We start from the raw sequence: 25,207 nt of genomic DNA, 5'->3' as shown, positions 1-25,207 counted from the left end.
CTGTTACCTAAGTATAATGTTCTATATTTTCCAAAAGTGTTGATTTATTAATAGATTCATAATATAGTTTGTGTAAGCGGTTTATTATACATTTGTGTAATCGTTTACACATCTATTTTATCTCTTTTTTGAGAAAAATACAATAAGCTAATTTTCAAGGATGAGGAGGAAGAGAAATATGTTTAATGGTTTAGGAATGGGGTTGGGGAATCTTTCCCGGCTTTCAAATGCAAAAACACGCTCGATCAGTCCGGAAAATTTTACTGGAGAAAAAGGGAAAGGTGCAATGGCTACTGAGGGAACGGGGGCAGAACCAAGCAGAGATCTAGGAAAGGGCTGGAAAATCTCCCCCTCGGTAGAAATTAAAGGGAACACAACACACACGGTGGCTGAAATTGATGGACCAGGTGCGATCCAGCATATTTGGCTAACAACACATCCAAATCATTGGCGCACGTCGGTTATCCGCATGTACTGGGATCATGAGGAAGAACCATCTGTGGAAGTTCCGCTGGGCGATTTTTTCTGTAATGGCTGGGGTGAGCGCAGTGATGTGAATTCGATCCCTGTCGCAGTAAACCCTGCAGGTGGATTTAATTGCTATTGGGAAATGCCGTTTCGTAAGCATGCAAAAATTACAGTCGAAAATATCGATGATGAAAGTATGATCCTTTATTATCAAGTGGATTATGCACTAACGGAAGTTCCTGAGGATGCAGCGTATTTTCACGCACAATGGAACCGAAGCAATCCATTGCAGTATAAGGATGTTCATACAATTGTCGATGGAATTAAGGGACATGGACATTTTGTTGGAACATACATTGCATGGCAGGTAAACAGCAACAATTGGTGGGGAGAAGGCGAAGTCAAATTCTATATGGATGGTGACGACGAATACCCAACAATATGCGGAACGGGTACGGAAGATTATTTTGGTGGAGCATGGAACTGGGAACAGCCAAAAGGGGAGTACAGAACCTATTCAACTCCATACTTAGGCATGCATCAGGTTATCAAGCCAGACGGACTATACAGGGCACAGCAGCGATTCGGTATGTACCGCTGGCATGTAATGGATCCGATTCGTTTTGAAAAAGATTTGAAAGTAACCATTCAAGCACTAGGCTGGAGATCGAAATTCAGATACTTGCCACTGCAGGATGATATTGCATCAACGGCATTTTGGTATCAGGCAGAGCCACATAATACGTTTAAAGAGCTTCCTAGCAGGGATGATTTGGAAGTTATTTAGTAGTGGTTGATGTGTAATCGTTTACAGATTGTAGGTTGAGTGCGGGGATTGTTTGCTTGAGAGAGCAGAAATATCGTCAGGAGAGCGTGAATATCGGCAGGAGAACAGGAATATCGTCAGGAGAGCGGAAATATCGTCAGGAGAGCGTGAATATCGGCGGGAGAGCAGGAACATCGTCAGGAGAGTGTGAATATCGGCAATAGAACAGAAACATCGGCAGAAAGTTCATATCCGACGAAATCGGCTAACTGGCCGATTTCTCCCACCCTGCTAAAAGCTTCTAAGGGAATGCTCGATAAAAAATACGGCTCTCTTATACTTAAAATTGACGGAATATTGGTAATTATAATTTCACAAAAATCCAAGGAGGTAAACAAAATGAAAAAGAAGCCACTTATTGTTGCTGCTTCAACGTTACTGCTTGCTGGCTCCATCGCGACACCATCAATGGCAGAAACTAAACAAGAGTCGTTTGAGCTGATAGCAACGAAGGCTAAAAAGGTTGCAAGGGTAACAGGGGCAACACTTGAGGGGGAGGACATTCCAAATCCAAATCAGACGCATACCAATTATGGGTTAACAGCGACGGATTTGGGGATTGTTTGGGATGCTACAACGGATCCAGATGATAAAAAAGTGATGATTGCATTTGGTGATTCCTATGATGATGGATGGGGTGGATCAGGTGGGGGTGGTGATCCTGAAGGCTGGCGAGGGAATTTGCTTGCTATTTCCAAGGATACCGATCTATCGGATGGGTTGAGTTTTTCTTCCATGATCACGAAGGAAGACGATCCAAACTATGCAAAGGAAATCATTCATTCCGAGCATGACACTTCAGGTGATGGTGATTTTACGGCTATTCCAACGGCCGGTATTACTGTTGGGGACAGGCATTTCATTCATTACATGCAAATCAAAAACTGGGGTGCTAATGGAAGGTGGAATACGAATTTTTCCGAGATTGCTTATTCGGATGATGAAGGGCAAAATTGGACTAAATCGGATGTGAAGTGGGATGCAGACAGTAAATTTGCGCAAGCCGCCTATGTGAAAAAGGATGGCTATGTGTACATGTTCGGTACGCCTGCTGGCAGATTTGATAATGCTTATCTAGCGCGGGTTGCGGAAGAGGATATGCTTAAAAAGGCAAGCTACGAATATTGGGATGGCTCAGGCTGGGTGGAAAATGATGAAGAAGCGGCCGCACCAGTCATTGATGTACCTGTAAGCGAATTATCTGTGCAGTATAATTCTTATTATGACAAATGGATCATGATGTATCTGAATGAAAACCGCTATGCAATGGTGATGAGAAGTTCCTCAAGTCTTACGGAAGGCTGGTCAGCAGAAACCGTTGTCGCAACAGGTGAGGAGTACCCAAGTTTATATGGAGGGTTTATTCATCCATGGACAAACGATGGAAAAGATCTTTATTTTCTCATGTCAGAATGGGGACCGTACAATGTTGTGCTAATGAAGGCCGAGCTCGATATTGGCAAACCGAAACCGAATCTTGTAGCGGACCCTTCTTTTGAAGACCAGGATTCGGAAACGATAGAAGATCCGTGGGTACTGGAAGATGGTGAAGGTGGTGTAGATGCTGCACTAGGAAATTCAAGGGGCGGCAGCAATAATGTCTTTTTACGAAACACCTCGGGATGGAACGGAATTACGCAATCTGTTCAAGTAGAAAAAAACACAGTATATGAGCTTACTGGTTTTGTAAAAACATCGCAAAACAACAATGCAGGCTATTTTGGTGTACGCGGTGAAAATGGAGATATTATCAAGGAAACGAAATTTGAAAGAAACGATAATTATACGAAGCAAACGATCAGGTTCAATTCCGGTGATAATGAATCAGTTACCGTTTTTACCGGAATGTGGGCAAATGGGGATACGTGGGTTCAAATCGATGATTATTTACTTGTTGAAGTGGACCCCACGCCGCCTGTTATTACATTAAACGGGGAGGAGACAATTGAGGTCCCATTAGGTGCTTCGTTTGAGGATCCGGGTGCAACAGCAGATGATAATTTAGACGGTGATCTTACCGATAAAATTCAGGTGTCCGGGGAAGTAAACACAGCTATAAAAGATACTTATACACTGACATACACTGTTACGGATGCTGACGGGAACAAAGCGGAACCGGTAACGCGAACTGTTAAAGTAACTGGCGAGGACTATACACTTAGTGACACTGAATTTACAGATAAGAATGGAAATCCGATAACAAAACTGCCTAAAGATGGGTTAGTCATGGGAACTGCAGCTATAAAGAACAATACAAGTAACGATAAAACGGTAGCGCTGGCCGTAGTACTTTATGACAAAAAGGATAACGTTGTCAATGTTTCTGGTGTAACAAAAGCAATTAAGCCAGGTGTTACGGAAACATTTACTGGCGGGTTCATGATGCCGGGTAACAATTCAGGCTATTATGCGGAAGTATTTTTAGCCAAGTCTTTAACAGATTTAGAACCGATTTCTGATGTGGAAAGAATTGAGCAAAAGTAGTATACAGGAGGAACGAATATGAAGCGCGATATTCCAGACTGGCTCGAAAATTGGATTTCAATACAGGATACACCATGTGATGTTGTGCTGACAGAAGAGCGGGCTGGCATTACGGGTGTTGAAGTTAAATGGGGCGAATCTTCTAAGGATGTTTCACAAATGCAGCTAACAATGGAATTGACCGATCCAGATATACAATGTGTGTGGAAACCGCATCTTTCGCCAGAGGAGGATATGGTAGTAGGGGATTTTGTCTTTCGCTCACCAGCAATAATTTTTGAAAAAGCTGATAGCATGTTTGCATTGATACCAGATATAGATTTTTTAAATGAGCAGCGAACCGCACCGCATGTTATGGATTATGTTGATACGGAAAGAAAGCTGTTTTATGGTCTTGGACACTATGAAAAAACGAAACATGTCTATCATAGGAGCGTTCATAAATCTATTTTTCTGGAAAGCGGTCAAACGTTGTTCCGCTTCTATCTTGCTGAATGGAAACAGACAGAAGGGAAGCGGGATTTCACACCAGTTGTGACTTTTTTATGGGAACGATTTGGTAAACGAAAAATGGCTGGAAATACCAGCAGTTTAAAGGATTTGGAAATTTACGCGAAACATGCTTACGACTGGGCGTTTAATCGTTGGGAAAATGTTGTGTGGCAGGAATTTGAACATAATCAAAAAGCGGTTGGCGGATGTGTATTCATCGTTCGTGCTGCGCAATCTCCAGGACGTGGCGAGGAGAACAATTGGAGGGAAAGGAAAAGTCTGTGGAATCAAGCCTGGTTCTCCAGTTTAAGAAGTGCATATGGCTATCGGCTTTGGGGAGACAAATGGAACAATCCCGATATGATCAGAAGAGCGGAACTAGCTAAGAATTTTGCTTTGGCAGCACCGCAAACGAATGGTTTGTTTCCATCTGTTTATTGGGCGAATGCCGAACAGGGTTGGGAAAACGGGAACTGGGGACATTCGGATAGAAGGCCGGAACATCATGAGGAATATGGTCATTTATTAGATATGTCATGGACCTGTTTGTGGATGCTGAAATGGTATCGTGACATTGAACAAAATGATGACTTATTAGCTTATTCGAAAAAATATGCCGAGCGCTTGCTTAAGCTGCAGCATGCTAATGGCAGTTTTCCAGCCTGGGTTCATGAGGTGACTGGCAAACCATCACCATATCTTTTCGACAGCCCGGAAACATCGATGCATGTGTGGCTGTTATCCCGGTTGTATAGCATTACAGAGGATGATAGATTTTTAGAAGCTGCTGAACGCGGGATGGAATTTGTGATGAAACATATCATTCCTCATGGCCGCTGGGAGGATTTCGAGCTGTACTGGTCCTGTTCACGTTCGTGGGATGGGAAAAAGTATGGCGAAAAGGATAAACGAAGCGGACTGTATAATCAATGTAACTTTTCCATTTATTGGACAGCTGAGGCATTGAAGGAATTATATGCTGTGACGAAAGAAGAAGAGTATTTACTGGAAGGGGAGAAAGTATTAGCCGAACTTTCGCTGTATCAAGCGATTTGGGAACCGCACTATTTAGGTGTTCCAACTTTAGGCGGATTCGGTGTGATGACATCAGACGATGAATGGAATGACGCACGCCATAGCCTGTTCGCACTAACCTATCTTGACTATTTTAATCTGACCGGTAAAGAGGAATACCACTGTCGCGGGATATGGGCAATGCGTGCTTCGTTTTATCTGATGTACTGCCCGGAAAATCCGCTTATCAAGGAAAGGTATGAAAAGACTTTCCCGCATTTTGGTGAACGCGATTATGGTTTTGAAATGGAGAACTCCCATCATGGTGAAAATGACGAATTCCATACAGGAGAATTTACAATATTTGATTGGGGAAATGGATCTGCAGCCAGTTCGTTAGGGGAAATTTTAGTGAAGGGTTACTAGATATATAAAGAAGACTTAGCCAATGAGGTGGTTAAGTCTTTTTTGCTAAGAAGTGCGCGAGCGTGTGGAGGTTTCCTAAATTATGGCAATACGATCCGATTTTGGGAGAATACGCTCCAATTATGTGAAATACGATCCGACTTTGGGAGAATACGATCCAAAATCCTGAAATACGTGCCAAAAATGATAAAATACGATCCAACGCTTAATTTCGTGTCATCCACTTTTCAAGTTCGGATAGGGACAAATGATATGTTTTGTCTTTATAAGAACCACTAGTTGGCAAATTTGATTTTTGTAACAATTTTGCTGCTACGGAACGTGATTCAATATGAAAATAAGATCTAAATTGCTGATTAGTAATTGTATTATCTATTAACAAAAAGTAATCCGCCAAACCCCGTAAATGCGCATCCTTACTTACCGAATTACAGCTTGTGCATTTCCAGGAACCCCTATTTCTCTTTAAGGATAGTTTCTTGCAATCCTCACAAAACAATCCTTTTTGTAATTCCTCACTCTTTATACCATACCGCTCTAACATAGCTGGCTTTGACGGGGTATGTTCCGATACAAGTTGTTCGGCAATTTTATTCAGCTTTTTTACAGTCAAAATTTTGTTTGGGTACAAATCTATTAGCGGATGAATTTTTTCAGGAAGATTCACAGCGTGTGTAACTTTCTCGTAGAAATTTGGATCATTGGAATTTGTATTTATAATGGCGGATGAATTGCTTATAACTACATAAGAAATGATTGGGATGTTGGGAAATTTGTGCTGCCGTAACCAGGAATTTAATTGTAAAACGTGCCGGTTTGACTGCGTTATCGGATAAGAAAAGCATTCCTGTGTACCGTCAGTTTTTGTACGGATTAACTGTTTTGCCGGTTCATCAAAAAATAATGTGCCGGTCATGTTTTTAACTTCTAATAGGATAATATAGGATGGGGAAAGGATTAGGGAGTCTATTTGGAAGTATGTATCATCTTTCCAAGGAAGCCGCAGATTGTGGAGAAACATGTATTTATTATCTTCCAAAAAGGATAAATGATAGTCGATGGACTGTTCACCGTAGTAGCCTGCGTACCTTTTTCTTAAATCTTCCTCAACTTTGGGCCGTTTCAGATGATTGTATGGGAGCCTTCGTAAAATTGCCTCCAATATGAAAATCTCAATAGGTATTTCTCTGTCTTTTAGTAACAAAATCTCACCTCTATTATTTTTATTAGCTATATTCGCCACTGAAAAACGATTATCCTGCTGAAATAATTGAATAATTTATGAACATCCCAGTATGATGCCGCCTAATATTTGGCAATACGATCCGATTTTGGGGGGAATACGATCCGATTATGTGAAATACGATCCGAATTCAAGAAATACGATCCAAATCCAGCAAAATACGATCCGATTTCAAGAAATACGATCCAAACCACTCAAATACGATTCAAATCCGAGAGATACGATCCCCCAAAATTTAAACCGTGATGTAAAAATACTATCCGCCATATTCGCCACTGAAAAACGATTATCCTGCTGAAATAGTTGAACAATTTATGACCATTCCAGTATAATACCGCCTAATATTTGGCAATACGATCCGATTTTGGGGGAATACGATCCAATTATGTGAAATACGATCCGAATTCAAGAAATACGATCCAAATCCAGCAAAATACGATCCGATTTTGAGAAATACGATCCAAACCACTCAAATACGATTCAAATCCGAGAGATACGAGCCCCTTTCAAATACGATTCAATTCCGAGAAATGCGCTCCTCCCTCAAATACGATCTAATTTCGAGAAATGTGATTCCCAAAAATTAGAACCGAAATGTAAAAATACGATCCAAATCATGAAATACGATCCCCCACTCAAATGTAATCCGAACTTATATACGAGCCAAACGATATATCCAGTATGGCCCGTATAGTCTATTTATCTAGTACGGGAAATTCGCCTATTCGCAGTCTTGCGCATCCGTATGGGACAAGTTCTAAACCCTTCAATTCCGCATTATTATATGGCTTTGGATTCAAAGGTGGCGATCCTGCTGAATTTTTCTCCATTATCCAGTTGGATAGCAGCCGGCCTTTTGTCACTAATTTAACCGGCGCATCCTCGGTACGAAAAGGCTGATAGGATACACCATTTAATTGCACATCAAAGTCTTTCTCCAACGCATATTGCCAGGGGCTGCTAGGGTAGACCTCCCAGTCATGAAACTTTTCCCGTTTCTGTGTGCGGATCCACTGTTCCTCAATTGGCAATGCAAATACGAGCGGTCCGCGGGTAACACTGATGGCGTAATTATTTCGTTCTTCCACTCGCACTTCCATTGGTAATACTAGATCGATTCGGTCATTATTTTTCCACACCCGGTTAATACGTGCAAACCCATCTTCGGCATTAACCTGTAAAAGCTCACCATTTATTTTGATTCGCTGATTGCTGCACCAGTTTGGAATTCGTAAAAATATTGGGAAGGCAGCCTCATCGGATAAACGTATTTTAATCGAAACCTGCTCACGGAACGGATAGGCACCACCAACCAGTAATTCCACATCTCTACCATCTGCCACCGTTGTTTTAACATGACACGGTGCATAGGAAATTGCAGCCAGTCCTTGATCCTCGGTTGCCATCCATAGACTTGCGGTAAATTTTGGCCAGCCTTGATGCATATTTGCTGTACAGCAGCCGAAATGCGGTTCAAGCCCAAAAGTATTCGCATCAGGTCCATTCACCCATGGCCGGTTGGCAGCATTGCACATGATTTGGTTAACCTGCTGATCATACTGGTGAGCATCCCAGGCAGGAGAAATTGTTGCCGGCAAAGCGTTAAATACGACTTTTTCAAGGATATCAGCAAACCTCCCATTACCAAGAATGCGAACAAGATTTTCCATGCTGAACATGTATTCGACAACCGCACATAGTTCAGTACCTTGGCTTGGATGCGTCCCTGACAACCATTCATCACCGGAAAACATCCCATTTGCCTGCCCGTGATAGGTCATTAAACTTTCGATTCCTTTATAGGCAGCATCACGGTCCCGATCCTCGCCGGTTTGCCTGAAAAATAATGCAGGAGCCTTCGTGGCCATCGCGACATTTACGACATGAACGCGGTGATCCCATTCTGTTTGCTTACGCTTATAAGGAAAATTTGAAAAAATTCGCGTCCAGTCAATTGTCTGTGTACGAACAGTTTCCGCCAAGTTAAGAAGCATATCATCGTTTGTTTTTTCATATAGCCAATGAATGGACAACAGCAGATCTGCACCTCTTGCCTGGGACCATTCCTTTAATGGAAAACGAACGATGGCCACATTTAAATACCGGAAATACCTTGTCATGAAGGGGATTACCCGCTCATCATTGCTTGCTTCCTGGTATTGTGTCAGCACCTTGAGCATGATAACATCCTGCCACCAGTCCTGTTTATTCATATGGACATTAAAATCGGCTTCGGTATTAATTGTTGAAAAATGATTTGGACCAAACGACCCATCCTCTTTTTGACTGGATAATGTCCACTCAATCCAGCGTTTAGCCTTTTGCAGAAGCTGTTCATCCTCTAATAAATATGCCAGTGGTACGAGCCCATCTAAATAGTACGGACCTCGTTCCCAGCTGTCACCATCACCGCCAAGCCATCCATTGTTTGGACCGACATCTTCCCAATGTTCCTCCAGATGGCCGGTTAATCCATCACGTTGTATTTTTAACTGATTCCGCAGCCATCCTTCAGGTTTTATGCTGCCAAGTGGCAATGATCGGAACTTAGAATCTATCAGCTTAAAATCTCCCATTTTATCACCCCATAAAGTTGATATGTTCATTGTAGAGTGATAGATATTGAAAGTGAATAGCATATTGTAACAATTTTTTTCACTTTTATAACATTCTGTGGTGTAGTTAAGGTATTGATAAAACGGCGCTTGATCTGATATCGATGGTTTGGGCAACTAAATTGCATGAGCGGCCGTTTTTGAAAATACCGGTATATTGTAAGGGAACAATCGTTTTTGGAGAATATCAGCAGTGCTGTGAGGAAGCGATCATTTTGGAAGATGCCAGCCATATTGTCGAGTATATTCATTTTGAAAAATACCAGCCGTATTTTGCAGGAATCCGCCATTTTCGGAAAATATCACAGTCTTGCTGGAATTCAGCAGTTATTAAAATTTTACCGCTCGACCAAAGCTGAAATCGACCGCAGTTTATCATATAATTATAGACACACGATTTGCATAATCAAAACATAGGAGGTGATGATGAAATGATACTAAAATTGCTGGCACCGCCATTGCCTTCTTTCATATCTGGTGGGGAGGATACGTATGAAATTGGTCAACATCATCCAAACAGAAAAGGTATTGGTGTATTTGATTTAATTGTAGTTACAAAAGGTGTATTACATATAAGTGAAGATGATGCCCGTTATCAGGTGAATGAAAAGGAGACTTTAATTCTTTATCCGGATGGTCATCATTATTCCGCGATGCCTTGTAATAGCGAAACTCACTTTTACTGGTTTCATTTTATAACAGCCAATAAATGGACGACTATTTCCCCGGAGTTAACCAATTCCCAATATAAGGAAGCAATGCATGATGATCCATTTAAGGTGAAGCATTTTTCTATAAGGCTGCCAAAGCATTGCACTATTGTTAATTGGGAAAAGGTAGAGTGGCTGTGCGGGCAAATTATTGATCCATCTCCAGAACTGAATCTTGCCTGGGAATTTCAGCAGCAATTATTATTTCAAGAACTGCTGCTGGAATTAGCAGCTAATCAGGATGCAGACAGGTTATTACCTTCTGTCGCTCTAGCGGAAAAAGCTGCAGCATATTTGCGGAGAAATTATACAAACAAAGTCAGTTATCAGGAGCTGGGCAGGGTACTGCAGTTTCATCCGAATCATATTGCCAGGTGCATGATTGATGTGCTGGGGTTTGGACCGAATGAATATGTGAATCGTTATCGTATTGAGCAAGCTAAAACGCTATTGATTTATACCGATTGGCCGATCGAACGAATAGCCGAAAAATGCGGGTTCTCCCAGCTTGCTTATTTCAGCAGGTTTTTTAAGAAGCTGGAGGGAGTTAGTCCAAATCGTTTTAGGAAGATGGGGAAGGGATAAAGGAATTGCTTTACAGTAGATTTACTTTAATAAACAAACGAATAGAGATATTAAAACCCATTCTTCGGGATCACGATAGCATACGCACCCCAGTGTACGGTCCTCAGCGACAAAAGAAAGGTCACTCGTAACATCTTCCATTCTTTGTGTCGTATAGCTATTACTTATGGTTGACTAAAGCGGAAGAGCAACCATAAATGCCAAATCAAACAACATTTGTGTAAGTACAATTATTAGAAAACATCCATGCAGTAAAATACCTTTAATAATTAACTTAATTAATTATGATATACTCAAAATAAGAATTAACAATGGAGGATGCTTATGCGACGGGGTACTTTTCAATGGATGAAATCAGTAAATAAATCGATCATACTTAATAAAATACGGACGAACGAGCCGATTTCAAGAGCTCAAATTGCGAAGGACACCAAGATCACACCTCCAACAGTCAGCAGTATCGTAAAAGAATTAATTGAGCAGGAGATTGTGGTGGAGAGTGCTGTTGGTGACTCTAAGGGTGGCCGGAAACCGACGCTGCTAATGATTAATAGTAGGAATTTTTATATTGTTGGTGTCGATGCTGGGCCAAAAACAGTTGATTGTGTGCTTGCTGATTTATCAGGCAGTATTATTGAACGCTCATCCCATCAATTGGAGCTGCCCATTACAAATAATCAATTTTTAAACGTATTGAAATCGGCCATTCGCACTGTTATAAAATCGTTTCATTTAGATATGGAAAAAATCGTTGGAATCGGAATAGCGATGCACGGGGTGGTGAACGTTGAAACCGGTACATCGATTTATGCGCCCAATTTGAATCTGTCCGCTATTCCTATTAAAGAGGAGCTGGAGAAGGAATTTGGATTGATTGTTAAAGTAGAAAATGACGCAAGAGCCATGGCATTGGGTGAAGCATGGTTTGGCAATCATGGTCAAACAGATAGTATGCTGGCAGTAAACCTCGGCCGTGGGGTCGGGGCGGGAATTGTGATTAATGGAAAGCTATACCATGGCGCTTTTGATATTGCTGGTGAAATCGGTCATATGATGGTGGATATGAATGGAGAAGTCTGTGCGTGCGGCAATCGCGGTTGCCTGCAAACACTTGTGTCAGGACCAGCTATTGCACACCGGGCGGAAAAGGAATTAGGGCTTGACCTTGGAAAGATTGCTGGTGAAGATGTTTTCCATCTGGCAACTGAAGGTAATCGTGCATATGTAAAAATATTAGAGGATACTGGTACGTACATTGGAATGGGCTTAACAAATCTAATTCACATCGTTAACCCTGAAAAAATTGTCCTGAGCGGCGGCGTTACAAATGCTAAGCAATTCATCTTGGAACCAATTAGAGGGGCGATAGCAGAACGTGCATTGACACCACAGGCGAAGCAAACAGAGGTTGTCATAACGGAACTTGGTAAGGATGCGACTATATTGGGGGCTGTTGCATTGCTGCTGGTGGAATTGTTTGATTTGGTATGATAATAGAAATGAAGCGCGAGCGGGACACAGGGTCAGACCCCTTGTCCCAAAAAAAAATCGGGACGCGGGGTCTGTTAACTATACCCCGCGTCCCGATTTTTTTAGATATACTACCTGTCGCCTTTAACAACGCCAAATGAAAACACGGTTCGCGATTCATACTTTTCATCTGGCGTAAGCACTACCGATGGAAAGCCTTCATGATGGAGTGAAGCAGGGGAGCTTTGTGTTTCAAAGCACACTCCCAAATAATTTTTTGATTGCCCTTCTGCTAATTCGAGGTCGTTCCCAAGACCATTCGATGTATACATTACCATTCCAGGCTGATCGGTCTCAATGGTCAGTATACGTCCGCTTTTAGACTCATTTACAACAACACTTTCCTTTTTTTGATGGTCAAAAATAAAATAATGATCATACCCGTTACCCGCAATGATATTTTGGCCAAAGGATGATTCTATTCCATCCATTATCTCTCTGCCATTAGAAAAGTCGAATGAAGTACCAGTGGCATCCAACAGCCGTCCCGTTGGTATAAGTGCATTATCCAGTTCGACAAAGTGCGTGCTGTCCATTGTAATGTGATGATGTTGAATTGTATTTTTCAAATCGCCACTTAGGTTAAAATATGAATGGTTCGTCATTGTCAGAACTGTCGTTTTAGTTGTCGTGCCTTCATAAGAGATTGTGAACTGATTATCATTGTTAAGCTCATAGGTAACGGCAGCATCCAATTTGCCCGGATATCCACCTTCACCATCTGGACTTGTGTGTGTCAGTTTTACACCGACTGTCGACTCGGTTTGAAAGTCTGTTGAATTCCATAAAACCTGATGAAAACCACTTGAACCTCCATGCAGATGATTTTTTCCTTCGTTAGGAGTTAACGAATATGTTTTTCCATTCAATTCAAAATTGGAATCCTGAATTCGTCCCGCGATCCTTCCGATTAGTGCACCGAAATAGGTGGAATTTGTAAGATAGTCATCGTAATTTTTATAGCCGAGAACAACATTTTCCAAATTGCCGTTTTTATCCGGAACCACTATGCTTGTAATAATCCCGCCGTAGTTTAGAAAACTTACCTCCATACCGTTATCGTTCACTAAAGTATAATGCTTCCAATTATGTTGGATGTCTTTTGTATTTATTTTCATGCTATCAGCTCCGATTATGATGATGATTTATGGTATCGATGAAACGTTTGAAAGCTTCTTTTCCTGTTTTGTTTTGTTTAAATACGCCTGCATCTTCCAGTACCCGTGAGAATTTTGCACCTAATTCCTTCTGTACGATAAGGTCGGCTTCCGTGGTATCTGACTGCTGTCCGTAAGTATTTTTAATATGATTGGCCCATTCCTGATGATAAGAATTTACGTTAGCTAATTTACCAAGAAGGAAACGTTTGATTTCTTCCAGTTCATCCTTTAATCTTGCTGGCAATACAGCAAGTCCCATTACCTCAATTAACCCGATGTTTTCCTTCTTAATATGATGTACATCTGCATGTGGATGAAAAATTCCTAATGGATGTTCGTCAGTTGTTCGATTGTTTCTTAATACGAGATCTAGTTCATACACCCCGTCACGGATTCTAGCGATTGGCGTTATCGTGTTGTGTGGCGTTTCATTGGAAAAAGCCTTAATGTCTACTTCTTCGTCTGAGTAATTTTTCCAAGTGTTTAACACATGTGACGCTGCATCTAGTAGCTGGTCTTTGTGAGCGCTTTTTAACCGAATGACAGACAGCGGCCATTTTAATACGGCAGCAAATACATCGCCAAAACCGTTTAATGCAAAAGTAAAACTATCCTTTGTATTCGTCATGGCAAATTCATATCGTCCAGCCTGATAATGGTCGTGGCTTAATATGGAACCTCCTACAATCGGAAGGTCTGCATTCGATCCGATAAAGTAGTGGGGGAACTTTTCCACAAAAGCAAGCAAACGCCCGAATGCTTCCTTATCAATTTTCATATCCCGATGCTCTTCCGCCAAAAGAATACTGTGCTCATTATAATAGACATATGGTGAATATTGAAGATACCAGTATTCTCCCAATAGCGGGACACGAATAACCCGGTGATTAGATCTGGCTGGGTATCCCGTTCTGCCAGCATAGCCTTCATTTTCAATACATAAAACACACTTTGGATAATGAACATCTTTCTTCATTGTGCGTTCCCGTTTAATTTGTTCCGGGTCTTTTTCCGGTTTTGATAGATTGATCGTTATTTCCATGGCGCCGTATTCTGTATCTGCTTTATAATGGATATTTTTCTTAATCCGGTTCATTTGGATGTAATTGCTGTTTTTGCTTAATTTGTAAAAGTAATCTGTCGCGTCTTCTGGTGATTGGGCGTATTTTTCGTTAAATATACGGTTAACCTCTGATGGTCTGGCAACAAAGCAATTCATGATCTTGGCTGCAAGGATCTCTTTATCGTCAAAGACATCATCGATAACACCTTGCTCGACAGCAAAGCCAATTACCTTTTCCAAACTGTTAGGAATAGAATTGTCTTCCGCTTCGATGGCCGATTCCGGGAATGATTCAAGCTGTAATAGATGAAGGATTTGATTGCGCACATAGATTTGGTCTCCGGGTTCGATTAGTTCCACATCAACGGCTTGTTTGATAAGTATTGCTATATGCTGATAAATTTGCATTACCTCACATCCTTTTGGTAGCCATGCGGGTGGTTTGAATGCCAGTTCCATGCATCTTCAATGATCTTCGTTATCGATGTCCTGCTCGGATTCCATCCAAGTGCTGCTTTAGCTTTTTCGGATGAAGCAATTAACGTACCTGGATCACCTGCTCTTCGTTCGCCCATTTTCGCAGTGATTTCTTTTCCCGTGACTTTCCGTGCCGTATCAATCATTTCTTTTACAGAAAATCCTTGATTGCTTCCCAGATTGAAAATATCACTCTTACCGCCGTCGTTTAAATAATCAAGTGCTGCTAAATGCGCCTGAATGAGATCCTCGACATGAACATAATCCCTAATGCACGTACCATCAGGTGTATCATAATCATCTCCAAAAATGGTGATATGTGATCGCTGGCCTAGTGCGGTTTGTAAAATAATTGGGATGAGATGTGACTCTGGATTGTGATCTTCGCCAATTTCGGCTGTTTCCCGTGCACCGGCAACATTGAAATAACGCAAGGAAACGTATTTAATGCCATATGCAGCATCACACCATTTCATCAGTTTCTCCATGGTAAGCTTCGTTTCGCCGTATGTGCTGGTTGGATTTGTTTTCATTTCCTCTGTGATCGGGACTGAATCTGGCTCTCCGTACGTTGCTGCCGTGGAGGAGAAGACAATTTTGTTTACACCATATTCTTTCATTGCCTCAAGCAATACTTGAGTCCCATGAACATTGTTGTCGAAGTATTTCAATGGTTTTTCCATAGACTCACCGACAAGTGAGTTTGCCGCGAAATGGATAACAGCATCGATGGATTCTTTTTCAAAAATGTCTCGCAAAAAGTCATTGTTACGGATGTCGCCTTGATAAAATGCTGCATCAGGGTGGACTGCTTCCCTGTGTCCAGTCTCCAGATTATCGACAACAACAACTTCTTGTTTATTATCTATTAATTGATACACTGCATGCGATCCAATATATCCCGCTCCGCCTAAAACTAATACACTCATTTATAACACTCCCTCGGTAATTTCTTTTGCCCCATCACCAATCGCAGCCGTGTAAAATGTGGCATCATAGCCAATTTCAACCAGGTAGGCTTCGTTAACGTTTTCTTTAAACCGATTAACCTTGTCTTTTTGAATTATAGCAATAGCACAGCCGCCAAAGCCAGCCCCTGTCATGCGGGCCCCTAACACACCATCTTGTTCCCATGCCGCTTTAACCAGTGTATCAAGCTCTATCCCTGTTACCTCATAATCCTGCTTTAGCGATAGGTGCGATTCATTCATGAGTTTTCCAAAGCTATCAAGGTCACCATGCCGTAATTTTTCTAATGCTTCTAATGTACGGGCATTTTCGTATACGGCGTGTTTGGCACGTTTTTGATTGGTTTCGTCTTTAATGAGATGCCTATGCTGCTCGAATTCTTCCTTTGTCAGGCCGCCAAGACTTTTAATGGAAAGCCCAACCTGTAAATCAGCTAGAGCCTGATCGCATTGGGCTCTGCGTTCGTTATACTTTGACCCGGCAAGCGTCCGCTGCTTATTCGTGTTCATAATCATGATGACATGATCATCCAGTTCAATTGGTGCATATTCGTGTTCCAATGTTTGACAGTTTAATAGAATCGCATGGTCTTTTTTCCCTTTTCCAATTGCAAACTGGTCCATAATTCCGCTGTTAACACCAATATACTCGTTTTCTACTTTTTGTCCTAATTGAATCATATCTAAACGATCAATACTAAGGTCAAATAATCCTTCTAAAAGAACCCCAGTGGCCATTTCGATTGAAGCGGATGAGGAGAGACCAGCCCCATTCGGAATGTTTCCGTAAAATAGAATATCTGCACCGGATTTAATGCTATGGCCAGCATTTTTAAGATATTGAATCATTCCTTTAGGGTAGTTCGCCCAATCGTGATCATTCTGAAAAGTTAAATCAGCAAGGCTGCACTCCACAATTCCTGTTTGCGGAAAATTCATCGAGTAAAAGCGCAATTTTTGATCACTGCGTTTTTGGGCAAGTGCGTACGTCCCAAATGAAATCGATGCAGGGAAGACGTGACCGCCGTTATAATCTGTATGTTCGCCGATTAGGTTGATCCTGCCTGGGGCGAAGAAGATGCGTGGCTGCTGTTTGGTTGTAAACGTATTTCTGAATTGCTTTACTAAATCATGAATCAGCATAGTAACCTCCTTGAAGTTTATTAATTAATTTAATTAAGTTTATATTACTATTTATTTTAATGAGTTTCAAGGATCTGTTTATATTAAATAAATAGACACAATGAAATTAAAAGTCCAATTTTGCAAAAACGGATGTGACTCATTTGGTCTTAACTATTCGTAGTAGCTTTATTATAGTGAACGTAAGGGAAAACTAGTATGAATTATCTTTAATAAACGGATCCTGGCAAGGGTGATAGGTATGGATAAACGAAGTATAGCGGTGTTAAATCAACTATTACAATCAGATTCGTATTGCAGTGTTCAACAGCTGGCATCGATGTTTAATGTTTCAAGACGTACGATTTACAACGATCTTGATAAAATTAACTATTGGCTGAAGGAGCATGATTTATCAGAAGTTATGCAGGTCCGGTCAGAGGGATATTATTTATGTGAAGATGAGAAACAGCAGATTTCAAGGAATTTACAGGTTACGGATGATCCATATTATGAATATTCTCCTGTGGAAAGAAGGTCTTGGATTTATATTTATCTCGTAGCACAGGAACGACCATTCCTTCTGGATACGATTCAAAAATTGTGCCGGGTAAGTAGAAATACAGCCCTAGAAGATATAAAGAAGTTAAAGAGTGATTTAAGCGAATTTCGGCTTACACTTTTTTCAGAGCGTAAGCAGGGATATATCATTCAAGGAAATGAAAACGATATCAGAAAGGCTCTTGTTCATTATTTGTCTTATATAACCCCAAAAAATGGCTGGCACAGTATTGCAGACATTCCAAATGAGGATAGAGCACAGCATGCAGGAGAACCTTTTGCCATTTTCCATGTACCTTCATTAAAAATGCTGCGTGAATTCATAACCGATTATGAAAAAGAAATTGGAATTGAATTTGTGGATGATGTACTGAATAACCTGGTTGTTTGGTTCTTCTTATTTATTCAGCGGATGAAACAAGGGAATTACGTTGAAGTAGATCCGATTGAAAAAGAAGTAATTTACGCTACTGATGAGTTTCATGGTGCAGAAAAATTGTCCGACCGGATTTCAAAGCAATTTCTTAGTGAGTTCCCAAGAGATGAAATCTATTTCATTGCTAAGTATTTGCTTAGCTCGAAGGTGAATTACAATCTGAGTCAGCAGGATGAAAGCCAGGAAATGAAGAAACTTCGGGATGTAGTAGAAAAGATGGTCCATGATTTTCAATTATATGCCGCTGTAGATTTTCCAGATCAAAAGAACATGATTCAAAACCTTTTATTGCACATGAAACCTGCTTATTATCGAAGCAAATATGGCATCTATCTAGAGAATGTGCTGCATGATTCAGTGAAACGAAATTATCCGGAAATTTTTCACTTAACGAGTAAGGTGATTCATCATTTTGAGGATTTAATTAAAAAGCCTGTGAGTGATGACGAGGTGGCATTCATTGCAATGCATTTTGGCGGCTGGCTGCGTAAAGAAGGGGTTGAACTTGAGCAAAACCGGAAAAAGCTATTGATTGTGTGTACGAATGGCTTGGGAACATCAAGACTTCTTGAAAGCCAGCTGGAGGGGTTATTTTCGGACGTTGGGATTGTGGGTGTAACGTCATTAAGAGAGTATGAAAAAATGGAGTTATCAGCCGATTTTATTGTCTCAACTATTCCGCTTCCTGATAGGGGGGTTCCAGTATTTGTCGTGAACCCTGTACTGGATAATGAGGCAAAAGAAAACCTGTTGAAAAAGGTTAATAGTTTATTTCAGCAAACATCCCTCAAGCAAGTGTATTCGGTAGATACGGTGATGGATATGGTGAATCGGTATGCGACAGTCAATGAAAGTGAAGCATTAAGACAAGAACTGCGGCACTATTTTCAGACGCCGGTTTCGATTGATAATGAAGTAATAAAACCAGGTTTAAATGAACTTTTGCCACAAAGCAGAATCAATTTTGTAAGGCATGTAAACAATTGGGAGGAAGCTGTTGAAAAAGCCTCAGATCCATTATGGAGACAAGGATATATTGAAAAGAACTACATTGATAAAATGATTCAAGCGATTAAGGAGCATGGACCATATGTTGTTATCTCAAAGTTTATCGCACTACCCCATGCGAATGCTGCCGATGGCGTGATCAAGACAGGAATGAGCATGCTGCATCTTAACAAACCAATAGACGTAATGGGTAAAGATGCATCTATATTTATTGTGCTTGCTCCAAGGGATAATGAACAACATTTGAAGGCATTAGCCCAATTGACAAGATTGTTCTCGGATAAAACATCTAAAGAGGCAATACTCAGGGCTGAAACGAAGGAACAAGTTGCAAGCTTGATTCGTTCGTATTCAACAGAATAGCTTACGTACAAAAGGGCAGGTGTGTGTGATTTATGAAATTCTTAGATGAAAAATTAGTAGCAGTAGGTGTTGAAGCTAGTAATGCAAGAGAAGCAATTGAAGAAGCAGGAAAACTGCTTTTAAAGGAAGGGCTTGTAGAAGATTCATATATTAAGGCAATGGTTAATGCCTATAACGAAAACGGACCATACTTTGTACTTGCACCACAGATTGCAATTCCGCATGCGAGGCCAGAGGATGGCGTAAAGGAGGCATCCGTTTCCTTTGTTCAATTAAAAAAGCCAATTGCATTTGGGCACACATCCAACGATCCGGTCCAGCTTGTATTCGGATTAGGAGCATCGTCAAGTGATGAACATTTAACATTATTGAAGAAATTAACCTCGTTATTAAATAATCCTAAAAATGTGGAGAAACTAACGAATGCAAGAGACTATGCATCAATAGAACAAATTTTAGAAATGGAGAGATAAATGATGATGAAAATTTTAACGGTTTGCGGATTAGGTCAAGGAACTAGTTTAATTTTAAAAATGAATGTGGAGCAGGTGCTTGGGGAAAAAGGAATTCAAGCTGATGTTGAACATACTGATGTTTCAGCTGCTTCCAGTATGCAGGCGGATTATATTGTAACAAGTAATGAGCTAGCAGAAAGCTTGGTAGGACATAGTGCAAAGGTATTTATTGTCAATAACTACTTTGATATGGACGAAATTAATCAAGCAATTGACGAGAATATTGTGAAAGACTAATAAACCATGTAAAAACAAGGGGGAAGAACAATGGATATTATTTTTTGGTTTGCAAAGAACGTATTTGGTCAACCTGCCATTTTGCTCGGGTTTATCGTTCTGCTGGGCTTGCTATTACAGAAAAAAACAGCAAGCCAAACGATTAGTGGAACGTTCAAAGCAATTATCGGTTTTTTAATTATTGGTGCAGGTTCCGGTGTAATCACCAATGCGTTGACTGTTTTTGAACCGTTATGGAAAGAGGTTTTTAACCTTTCCTCTGAACCACTAGGGGATTTTATGGGACAGGAAGGGTTTAATGCAAAATATGGCAGTGCGGTTACATTAGCGATGACACTTGGGTTTGTTATTAACGTATTACTGGCACGGTTTACTAAATTAAAGTTTATTTATTTAACCGGTCATATGATGTTTTGGACGACAACTATTTTTGCTGGAATCGTTGTTCAGGCAGCAGGAGATGTTTCATTTGGAAAGCTTGTTATATTCTTAGCAATTATTATGGGGCTGTATTGGACGATACAGCCAGCATTGACACAGCCATTTATGCGGAAAATTACTGGCAATGACAATATAGCACTAGGACATACATCGGCATCTGTCGCATTGCTTGGTGCGTTGGCTGGTAAATTGCTGGGAAATAAAGAGAATGATTCTGAAAAAATTAAACTGCCTAAAGGGCTGGAGTTTTTGAGAGACTCCAATGTTATTACTGCATTAACGATGGGGTTATTATTTTTAATCGGGGCTATCATCATTTCCTTTAAAGATACTCCAGGTGCTAAAGAATTGTTAGCCCAAGCTGGTGATCAAAGCTTTATTGTTTATGCAATTATCCAGTCGTTTACCTTTACGGCAGGTATTGCAGTAGTATTAGTTGGGGTACGGATGTTCATTGGTGAAATCGTACCTGCGTTTAAAGGAATCGCAACAAAGATTGTACCAGGGGCAAAACCAGCGTTAGACAGTCCAGTTGTATTTCCTTATGCACCGAATGCAGTTATTCTTGGGTTTTTAGGATCCTTTGTTGGTGCATTGCTTTGGCTGGTTGTGTTAGGTAATACAGTAGGATATGTATTTGTTCCTACCATGATCGTGCTGTTCTTCCACTCAGCAACTGCTGGTGTATTTGGAAACGTCACTGGTGGAGTGCGAGGAGCTCTAATGGGCGGATTTATTACGTCTACTGTTGTGGCATGGGGGCAATATATTACCGTTAAGCTATTGCTGCCGGATACGATTCCAGATACAGCAATGTGGGCGGCTGATTCCGATATGTTTATCTTAGGACCAATTATCCGGTTTCTGGCACAGTTGTTATTTTAAGCTAATGATAGGGGAGAGGTTAAATGAATCTCCCCTTTTAATTATTAATCTAGGAGTGATTGCATGCGTTTTATTCGTACATTACATGGTGATATTCATCCAGAAGAGTTGGGAATTACGTACTCACATGAACACATTGTTTGCAGACCTCCGTATTGGGTTGAACAAGGTGCGGATGATTTGTTACTAGATGATAAAGAGAAGTCCAAGCAGGATGTAATTGACTTTAAAAATTTGGGAGGGCAAGCGATTGTTGATGCTACTGCTGTTGATTATGGTCGAGATGTAATTGCAGTTAAAGAAATCGCAGAGGAAACAGGTGTTACCATTATTGGAACAGCTGGATTCAATAAAAGTTTTCTTTGGGATGCAAAGCTCCCGCAAAAGGTTAAGGAAGTTGTTGGCAATTACAATACGTATTATGAGTGGATTGATTCTACGTCTATAAACACATTAGCGGATTTCGTTATCAAGGAAATTGAAGAGGGATTAGAGGGTACTGGAATACGAGGCGGTCAAGTGAAATTTGGAACAGGCTACAACCGTATTTCGCCTTTAGAAGAGAAAACCCTGCGTGCAGTTGCAAGAGCCCATCACGAAACAAAAGCTCCTATGCACTCCCATACCGAGGCAGGTACGATGGGACTTGAACAAGTTGAACTTTTGAAGAGTGAAGGGGTTAATCTGGAGTATATCAGTTTTGGCCATATGGACCGTAACCCTGATCCCTTTTATCATAGAAAAATGGCAGAGACTGGGGCACTTCTTAGTTTTGATGGAATTTCAAAAATAAAATATGCCCCCGAAAGTACGCGTATTAACTGCATTTTGGAACTTGTAAAGAATGGCTATGAAGACCAAATTCTAATAAGCGGGGACACTGCAAGGAAGTCCTATTATAAGCATTATGATTATGGACTTGGCCTGGAGAACATCCTATTAAAATGGGTTCCGCGTTTTATTGAAGATGCGAATGCCAGGGGTTTTGATGGAGAAAAACTGATTGACAAGTTTTTTATTGAAAATCCTGCTCGATGCTTTACTTTTAAAAAATGATGGATGGTGAAACGGATATGTACATGCAATATCAGAATTCCTTTGACATAAAGGAACAAATTAGTCATTCAAAAATAGCCATATTGCCAATTGGAGCTGTTGAAGCACATGGTCCTCACCTGCCATTGGGTACGGATAATTTGTTGGCAGAGCGTGTATCCGAAAAACTAGCCGAACGTGTTAATGGCCTTGTATTGCCTACACTCCCATATGGACAGGTGTGGAGTTTGCGTAATTTCCCCGGAAGCATAACAGTAAGCAATGATTCGTTAATCCGTTTTATTGTCGATATTGGCAAAAGTCTTTCCAAACAAGGATTCACTACATTTGCGATGGTAAATGGTCATTTAGGAAATGGGACTGCTTTAAAAGAAGCGGCACGTGTATTATATGAAACATGTCCTAACTTGCAGGTATTTTACTTCTTTTACCCTGGTATGAATAAAGCTGCTGCAGAGGTTCGTGAAACAGTCTCCGCACATGCCGCTTATTTTCATGCCTGTGAAATTGAAACATCCTATATGCTTTATTTGGCACCTGAACATGTGGATATGGATAAGGCAATAACCGATATTCCGGATATACCAATGCATGCAGATGCAACACCAACACCCTGGGAAGAATTTACGGAAACAGCAGTTTTGGGGGATGCAAAATTAGCAACGAAAGAAAAAGGAAAATATATTATTGATATCGCATTGGATAACATGGCAACAATGGTGAAGAATGCGACGGCAGAAATATAAGGTAAAGGCGTGAACTACAGAATGCAGCGAAAACTATATGATAAATTTTTGTTTAACTACTTAGCTAAGGATGCCGGGAATGCTGCTGAGATTATGGAAGCCGGTGGAGGGTATGTTGTTCCAGGGATTGTTTCTGATAAATTCTCCACACCAGATAAGGCTGCTTTGAAAGTTCAAGAGCTAAAGACTGTAACAGAGATGGTAAGTGTTGGTCTTGGTGGAGGTGGAGATGCGGCTAACTGGAAAAGGGTGTTAGATATCAGTTTAGCCAGTAACCCGGGCCATCTAAATCAACCATTTGAGACAGCATCCTATACAAAAGGGTTCTTGGACGGAAGTGATGTGCCAAATCAATTGGTAAACGCACTTGTAAAGCCGACAGGACAAGTCGGAAGGATACAGCTTACCTCAGGACAAGTAATGAATGCTGAAGAATTTCTTGATCTGGCAGCTGCGCTCGGAATTGAAAGTATAAAAATCATGCCTGTGAACGGTGATGAACACATAGACGAACTGATTCATTTGACAAGATTAGCTGGGGCAAAAGGGATCCGTGGTATTGAACCAGCTGGAGGCATTAATGCTAGTAACATTAGGAATCTTGTTGAAGGTGTGAAAAATATCGATATAGAGTTCTTTATGCCGCACATTTTTGGAGCTACAATCGACAAACAGACCGGAAAAACGATACCAACTAAAGTACGAGAGATTCTGGACGAATTGGAGGATTAAGTATGATCAGTCACTATTTGAAAAAAATTAACGATCTTTTAGAATGTATTGAAACGGAAGAAAAAACTGTCATGTGTGAGGCGGCACAAAAAGTTGCAGATGCTATTCAAGCTGGTGGTATCGTTCATTTATTTGGATGTGGTCATTCGCATATTCTAACAGAAGAAGTCTATTATCGTGCCGGTGGTTTGGTTCCGATTCATCCGATTTTGCATGAACCTTTAATGCTGCATGAAGGAGCAGTAAAATCTTCAGAACTGGAAAGGAAAAATAATTATGCCAGTACGTTTATGGATGCTGAAGACATACGTGAAGGGGATATTATGATTGTGATTTCAACGTCAGGCCGAAATCCTGTTCCGGTGGATGCTGCACATATTGCTAAAAAGAAAGGTGCATACGTAATTGGAATTACATCAATTGCCTATTCCTCCAGTCAGCCATCCCGTCATACGAGTGGCGAGCATTTATATGATGCAGTGGATTTGGTGATTAATAATCATGCCCCTGTTGGTGATGCATTACTTTCACATGAAAAAGTCAAAGTAAGCTTTACACCAAGCTCTACGGTTATTGGTTCCGCAATTTTGAATGCCATTTTTGCAGAGGCTATCGAGAAGATGGCGGAGAATAATTTCGATCCCCCGATATTTTTAAGCGGGAACATAGAAGGTGCAGATGGCCATAATCAGCAGCTGATTGAAAAGTATAGGAAGCGGGTTAAGCTTTGAATGGTGTATATTAATTTCGGTGATCAGGAAGCAGGTGAATGTGTCTGCTTCCTTTTTATAATGGGAAAAGTTTAAATTGAAGCTGTATGACTGTATTAACAAGCGACACAGCCTACTGTTTTTTCGTAATTGGAAAGGTTATTTTCATATTCGGATGATTTTCTCAAGAACCCATGATGCTTGTTCCCTAAGGTTTCCGAGGTAGCGGCTGGGAGTCAGATTAATTATCTCCATTTTTACATCGCTTATGTTTTTTTATCGGAATACATACTTCCTGGATTCATCATTACCAATCGGATTTGATAAATGATAA

20 protein-coding genes are annotated in these 25,207 nt (G+C 40.7%); 14 read left to right on the top strand and 6 right to left on the bottom strand.

The genetic code is table 11. The features are described from left to right. The first annotated feature begins 178 nt into the window (after positions 1-178). From IEV74_RS08255 to IEV74_RS08245, 3 genes are all read left to right on the top strand, one after another. Positions 179-1,255, top strand: coding sequence for a glycoside hydrolase family 172 protein (locus IEV74_RS08255; protein WP_188454906.1), 1,077 nt, complete (start codon positions 179-181; stop codon positions 1,253-1,255). Between the two features lie 378 nt (positions 1,256-1,633). After that, the gene (locus IEV74_RS08250) at positions 1,634-3,778 is read left to right on the top strand and encodes a DUF4185 domain-containing protein (RefSeq protein WP_188454905.1); all 2,145 of its coding nucleotides are present in this window, start codon (positions 1,634-1,636) and stop codon (positions 3,776-3,778) included. 18 nt (positions 3,779-3,796) lie between these two features. Then, positions 3,797-5,710 carry a glycoside hydrolase family protein gene (locus IEV74_RS08245; RefSeq protein ID WP_188454904.1) on the top strand — a complete coding sequence of 638 codons (1,914 nt, stop codon included), beginning with the start codon at positions 3,797-3,799 and terminating at the stop codon, positions 5,708-5,710. Between the two features lie 205 nt (positions 5,711-5,915). Here the strand turns inward: IEV74_RS08245 and IEV74_RS08240 are convergent, their stop codons facing one another. Next, positions 5,916-6,914 carry a nuclease-related domain-containing protein gene (locus IEV74_RS08240; RefSeq protein WP_188454903.1) on the bottom strand — a complete coding sequence of 333 codons (999 nt, stop codon included), beginning with the start codon at positions 6,912-6,914 and terminating at the stop codon, positions 5,916-5,918. Between the two features lie 734 nt (positions 6,915-7,648). Continuing rightward, a complete protein-coding gene (locus tag IEV74_RS08235) occupies positions 7,649-9,529 on the bottom strand; it encodes a beta-L-arabinofuranosidase domain-containing protein (protein ID WP_188454902.1) in 1,881 nt (626 codons plus the stop codon). A gap of 143 nt (positions 9,530-9,672) precedes the next feature. Between IEV74_RS08235 and IEV74_RS08230 the strand changes: the two genes are divergently transcribed. The 3 genes from IEV74_RS08230 to IEV74_RS08220 all read left to right on the top strand — a co-directional run bounded on the left by IEV74_RS08230 (position 9,673) and on the right by IEV74_RS08220 (position 12,354). Next, on the top strand, positions 9,673-9,927 hold the full coding sequence (locus IEV74_RS08230; RefSeq protein WP_188454901.1) for a hypothetical protein: 255 nt from the start codon (positions 9,673-9,675) through the stop codon (positions 9,925-9,927). A 72-nt stretch (positions 9,928-9,999) separates the two neighbouring features. Further along, positions 10,000-10,863, top strand: coding sequence for a helix-turn-helix domain-containing protein (locus tag IEV74_RS08225; RefSeq protein WP_188454900.1), 864 nt, complete (start codon positions 10,000-10,002; stop codon positions 10,861-10,863). Between the two features lie 324 nt (positions 10,864-11,187). Next, positions 11,188-12,354, top strand: a complete 1,167-nt coding sequence (locus IEV74_RS08220; RefSeq protein ID WP_188454899.1) for an ROK family transcriptional regulator — start codon at positions 11,188-11,190, stop codon at positions 12,352-12,354. Between the two features lie 110 nt (positions 12,355-12,464). Here the strand turns inward: IEV74_RS08220 and IEV74_RS08215 are convergent, their stop codons facing one another. From IEV74_RS08215 to IEV74_RS08200, 4 genes are read right to left on the bottom strand one after another with little or no spacing between them, the layout of a single operon-like run. Then, the gene (locus IEV74_RS08215) at positions 12,465-13,511 is read right to left on the bottom strand and encodes an aldose epimerase family protein (protein WP_188454898.1); all 1,047 of its coding nucleotides are present in this window, start codon (positions 13,509-13,511) and stop codon (positions 12,465-12,467) included. A 4-nt stretch (positions 13,512-13,515) separates the two neighbouring features. Further along, the gene (galT, locus tag IEV74_RS08210; protein ID WP_188454897.1) at positions 13,516-15,024 is read right to left on the bottom strand and encodes a UDP-glucose--hexose-1-phosphate uridylyltransferase; all 1,509 of its coding nucleotides are present in this window, start codon (positions 15,022-15,024) and stop codon (positions 13,516-13,518) included. Next, on the bottom strand, positions 15,024-16,022 hold the full coding sequence (gene galE / locus IEV74_RS08205; protein ID WP_188454896.1) for a UDP-glucose 4-epimerase GalE: 999 nt from the start codon (positions 16,020-16,022) through the stop codon (positions 15,024-15,026). The genes galT and galE overlap by 1 nt, the downstream gene beginning before the upstream one ends. Continuing rightward, positions 16,023-17,204: a galactokinase gene (locus tag IEV74_RS08200; protein WP_188454895.1), complete on the bottom strand. Its 1,182-nt coding sequence runs from the start codon at positions 17,202-17,204 to the stop codon at positions 16,023-16,025. Between the two features lie 241 nt (positions 17,205-17,445). Here IEV74_RS08200 and IEV74_RS08195 point away from each other — a divergent pair, with 241 nt between their 5' ends. The 8 genes from IEV74_RS08195 (at position 17,446) to IEV74_RS08160 (ending at position 24,894) form a co-directional block, all read left to right on the top strand. Beyond that, a complete protein-coding gene (locus IEV74_RS08195; protein ID WP_188454894.1) occupies positions 17,446-19,551 on the top strand; it encodes a BglG family transcription antiterminator in 2,106 nt (701 codons plus the stop codon). A gap of 32 nt (positions 19,552-19,583) precedes the next feature. Next, entirely contained in the window at positions 19,584-20,024 is a 441-nt protein-coding gene (locus IEV74_RS08190) for a PTS sugar transporter subunit IIA (RefSeq protein WP_188454893.1), read from the top strand. Between the two features lie 6 nt (positions 20,025-20,030). Next, positions 20,031-20,303 (top strand): PTS sugar transporter subunit IIB, encoded by a 273-nt coding sequence (locus IEV74_RS08185; protein ID WP_188455030.1) that lies wholly within the window; start codon positions 20,031-20,033, stop codon positions 20,301-20,303. 30 nt (positions 20,304-20,333) lie between these two features. Next, positions 20,334-21,629, top strand: coding sequence for a PTS ascorbate transporter subunit IIC (ulaA, locus tag IEV74_RS08180; RefSeq protein WP_188454892.1), 1,296 nt, complete (start codon positions 20,334-20,336; stop codon positions 21,627-21,629). A 63-nt stretch (positions 21,630-21,692) separates the two neighbouring features. Beyond that, on the top strand, positions 21,693-22,685 hold the full coding sequence (locus tag IEV74_RS08175; protein ID WP_188454891.1) for a phosphotriesterase family protein: 993 nt from the start codon (positions 21,693-21,695) through the stop codon (positions 22,683-22,685). Positions 22,686-22,702: 17 nt separating this feature from the next. Further along, complete coding sequence (locus IEV74_RS08170) at positions 22,703-23,431, top strand: creatininase family protein (protein ID WP_188455029.1); 729 nt, start codon at positions 22,703-22,705, stop codon at positions 23,429-23,431. 21 nt (positions 23,432-23,452) lie between these two features. Then, positions 23,453-24,163, top strand: a complete 711-nt coding sequence (locus tag IEV74_RS08165) for a KDGP aldolase (protein ID WP_188454890.1) — start codon at positions 23,453-23,455, stop codon at positions 24,161-24,163. Positions 24,164-24,165: 2 nt separating this feature from the next. Beyond that, entirely contained in the window at positions 24,166-24,894 is a 729-nt protein-coding gene (locus tag IEV74_RS08160; protein WP_188454889.1) for an SIS domain-containing protein, read from the top strand. The last annotated feature ends 313 nt before the right edge of the window (positions 24,895-25,207 follow it).

The organism is Virgibacillus oceani (assembly GCF_014638995.1).
Classification (GTDB): Bacteria; Bacillota; Bacilli; order Bacillales; family Amphibacillaceae; genus Virgibacillus_E; species Virgibacillus_E oceani.
This window is presented reverse-complemented; position numbering and strand designations above follow the sequence as displayed.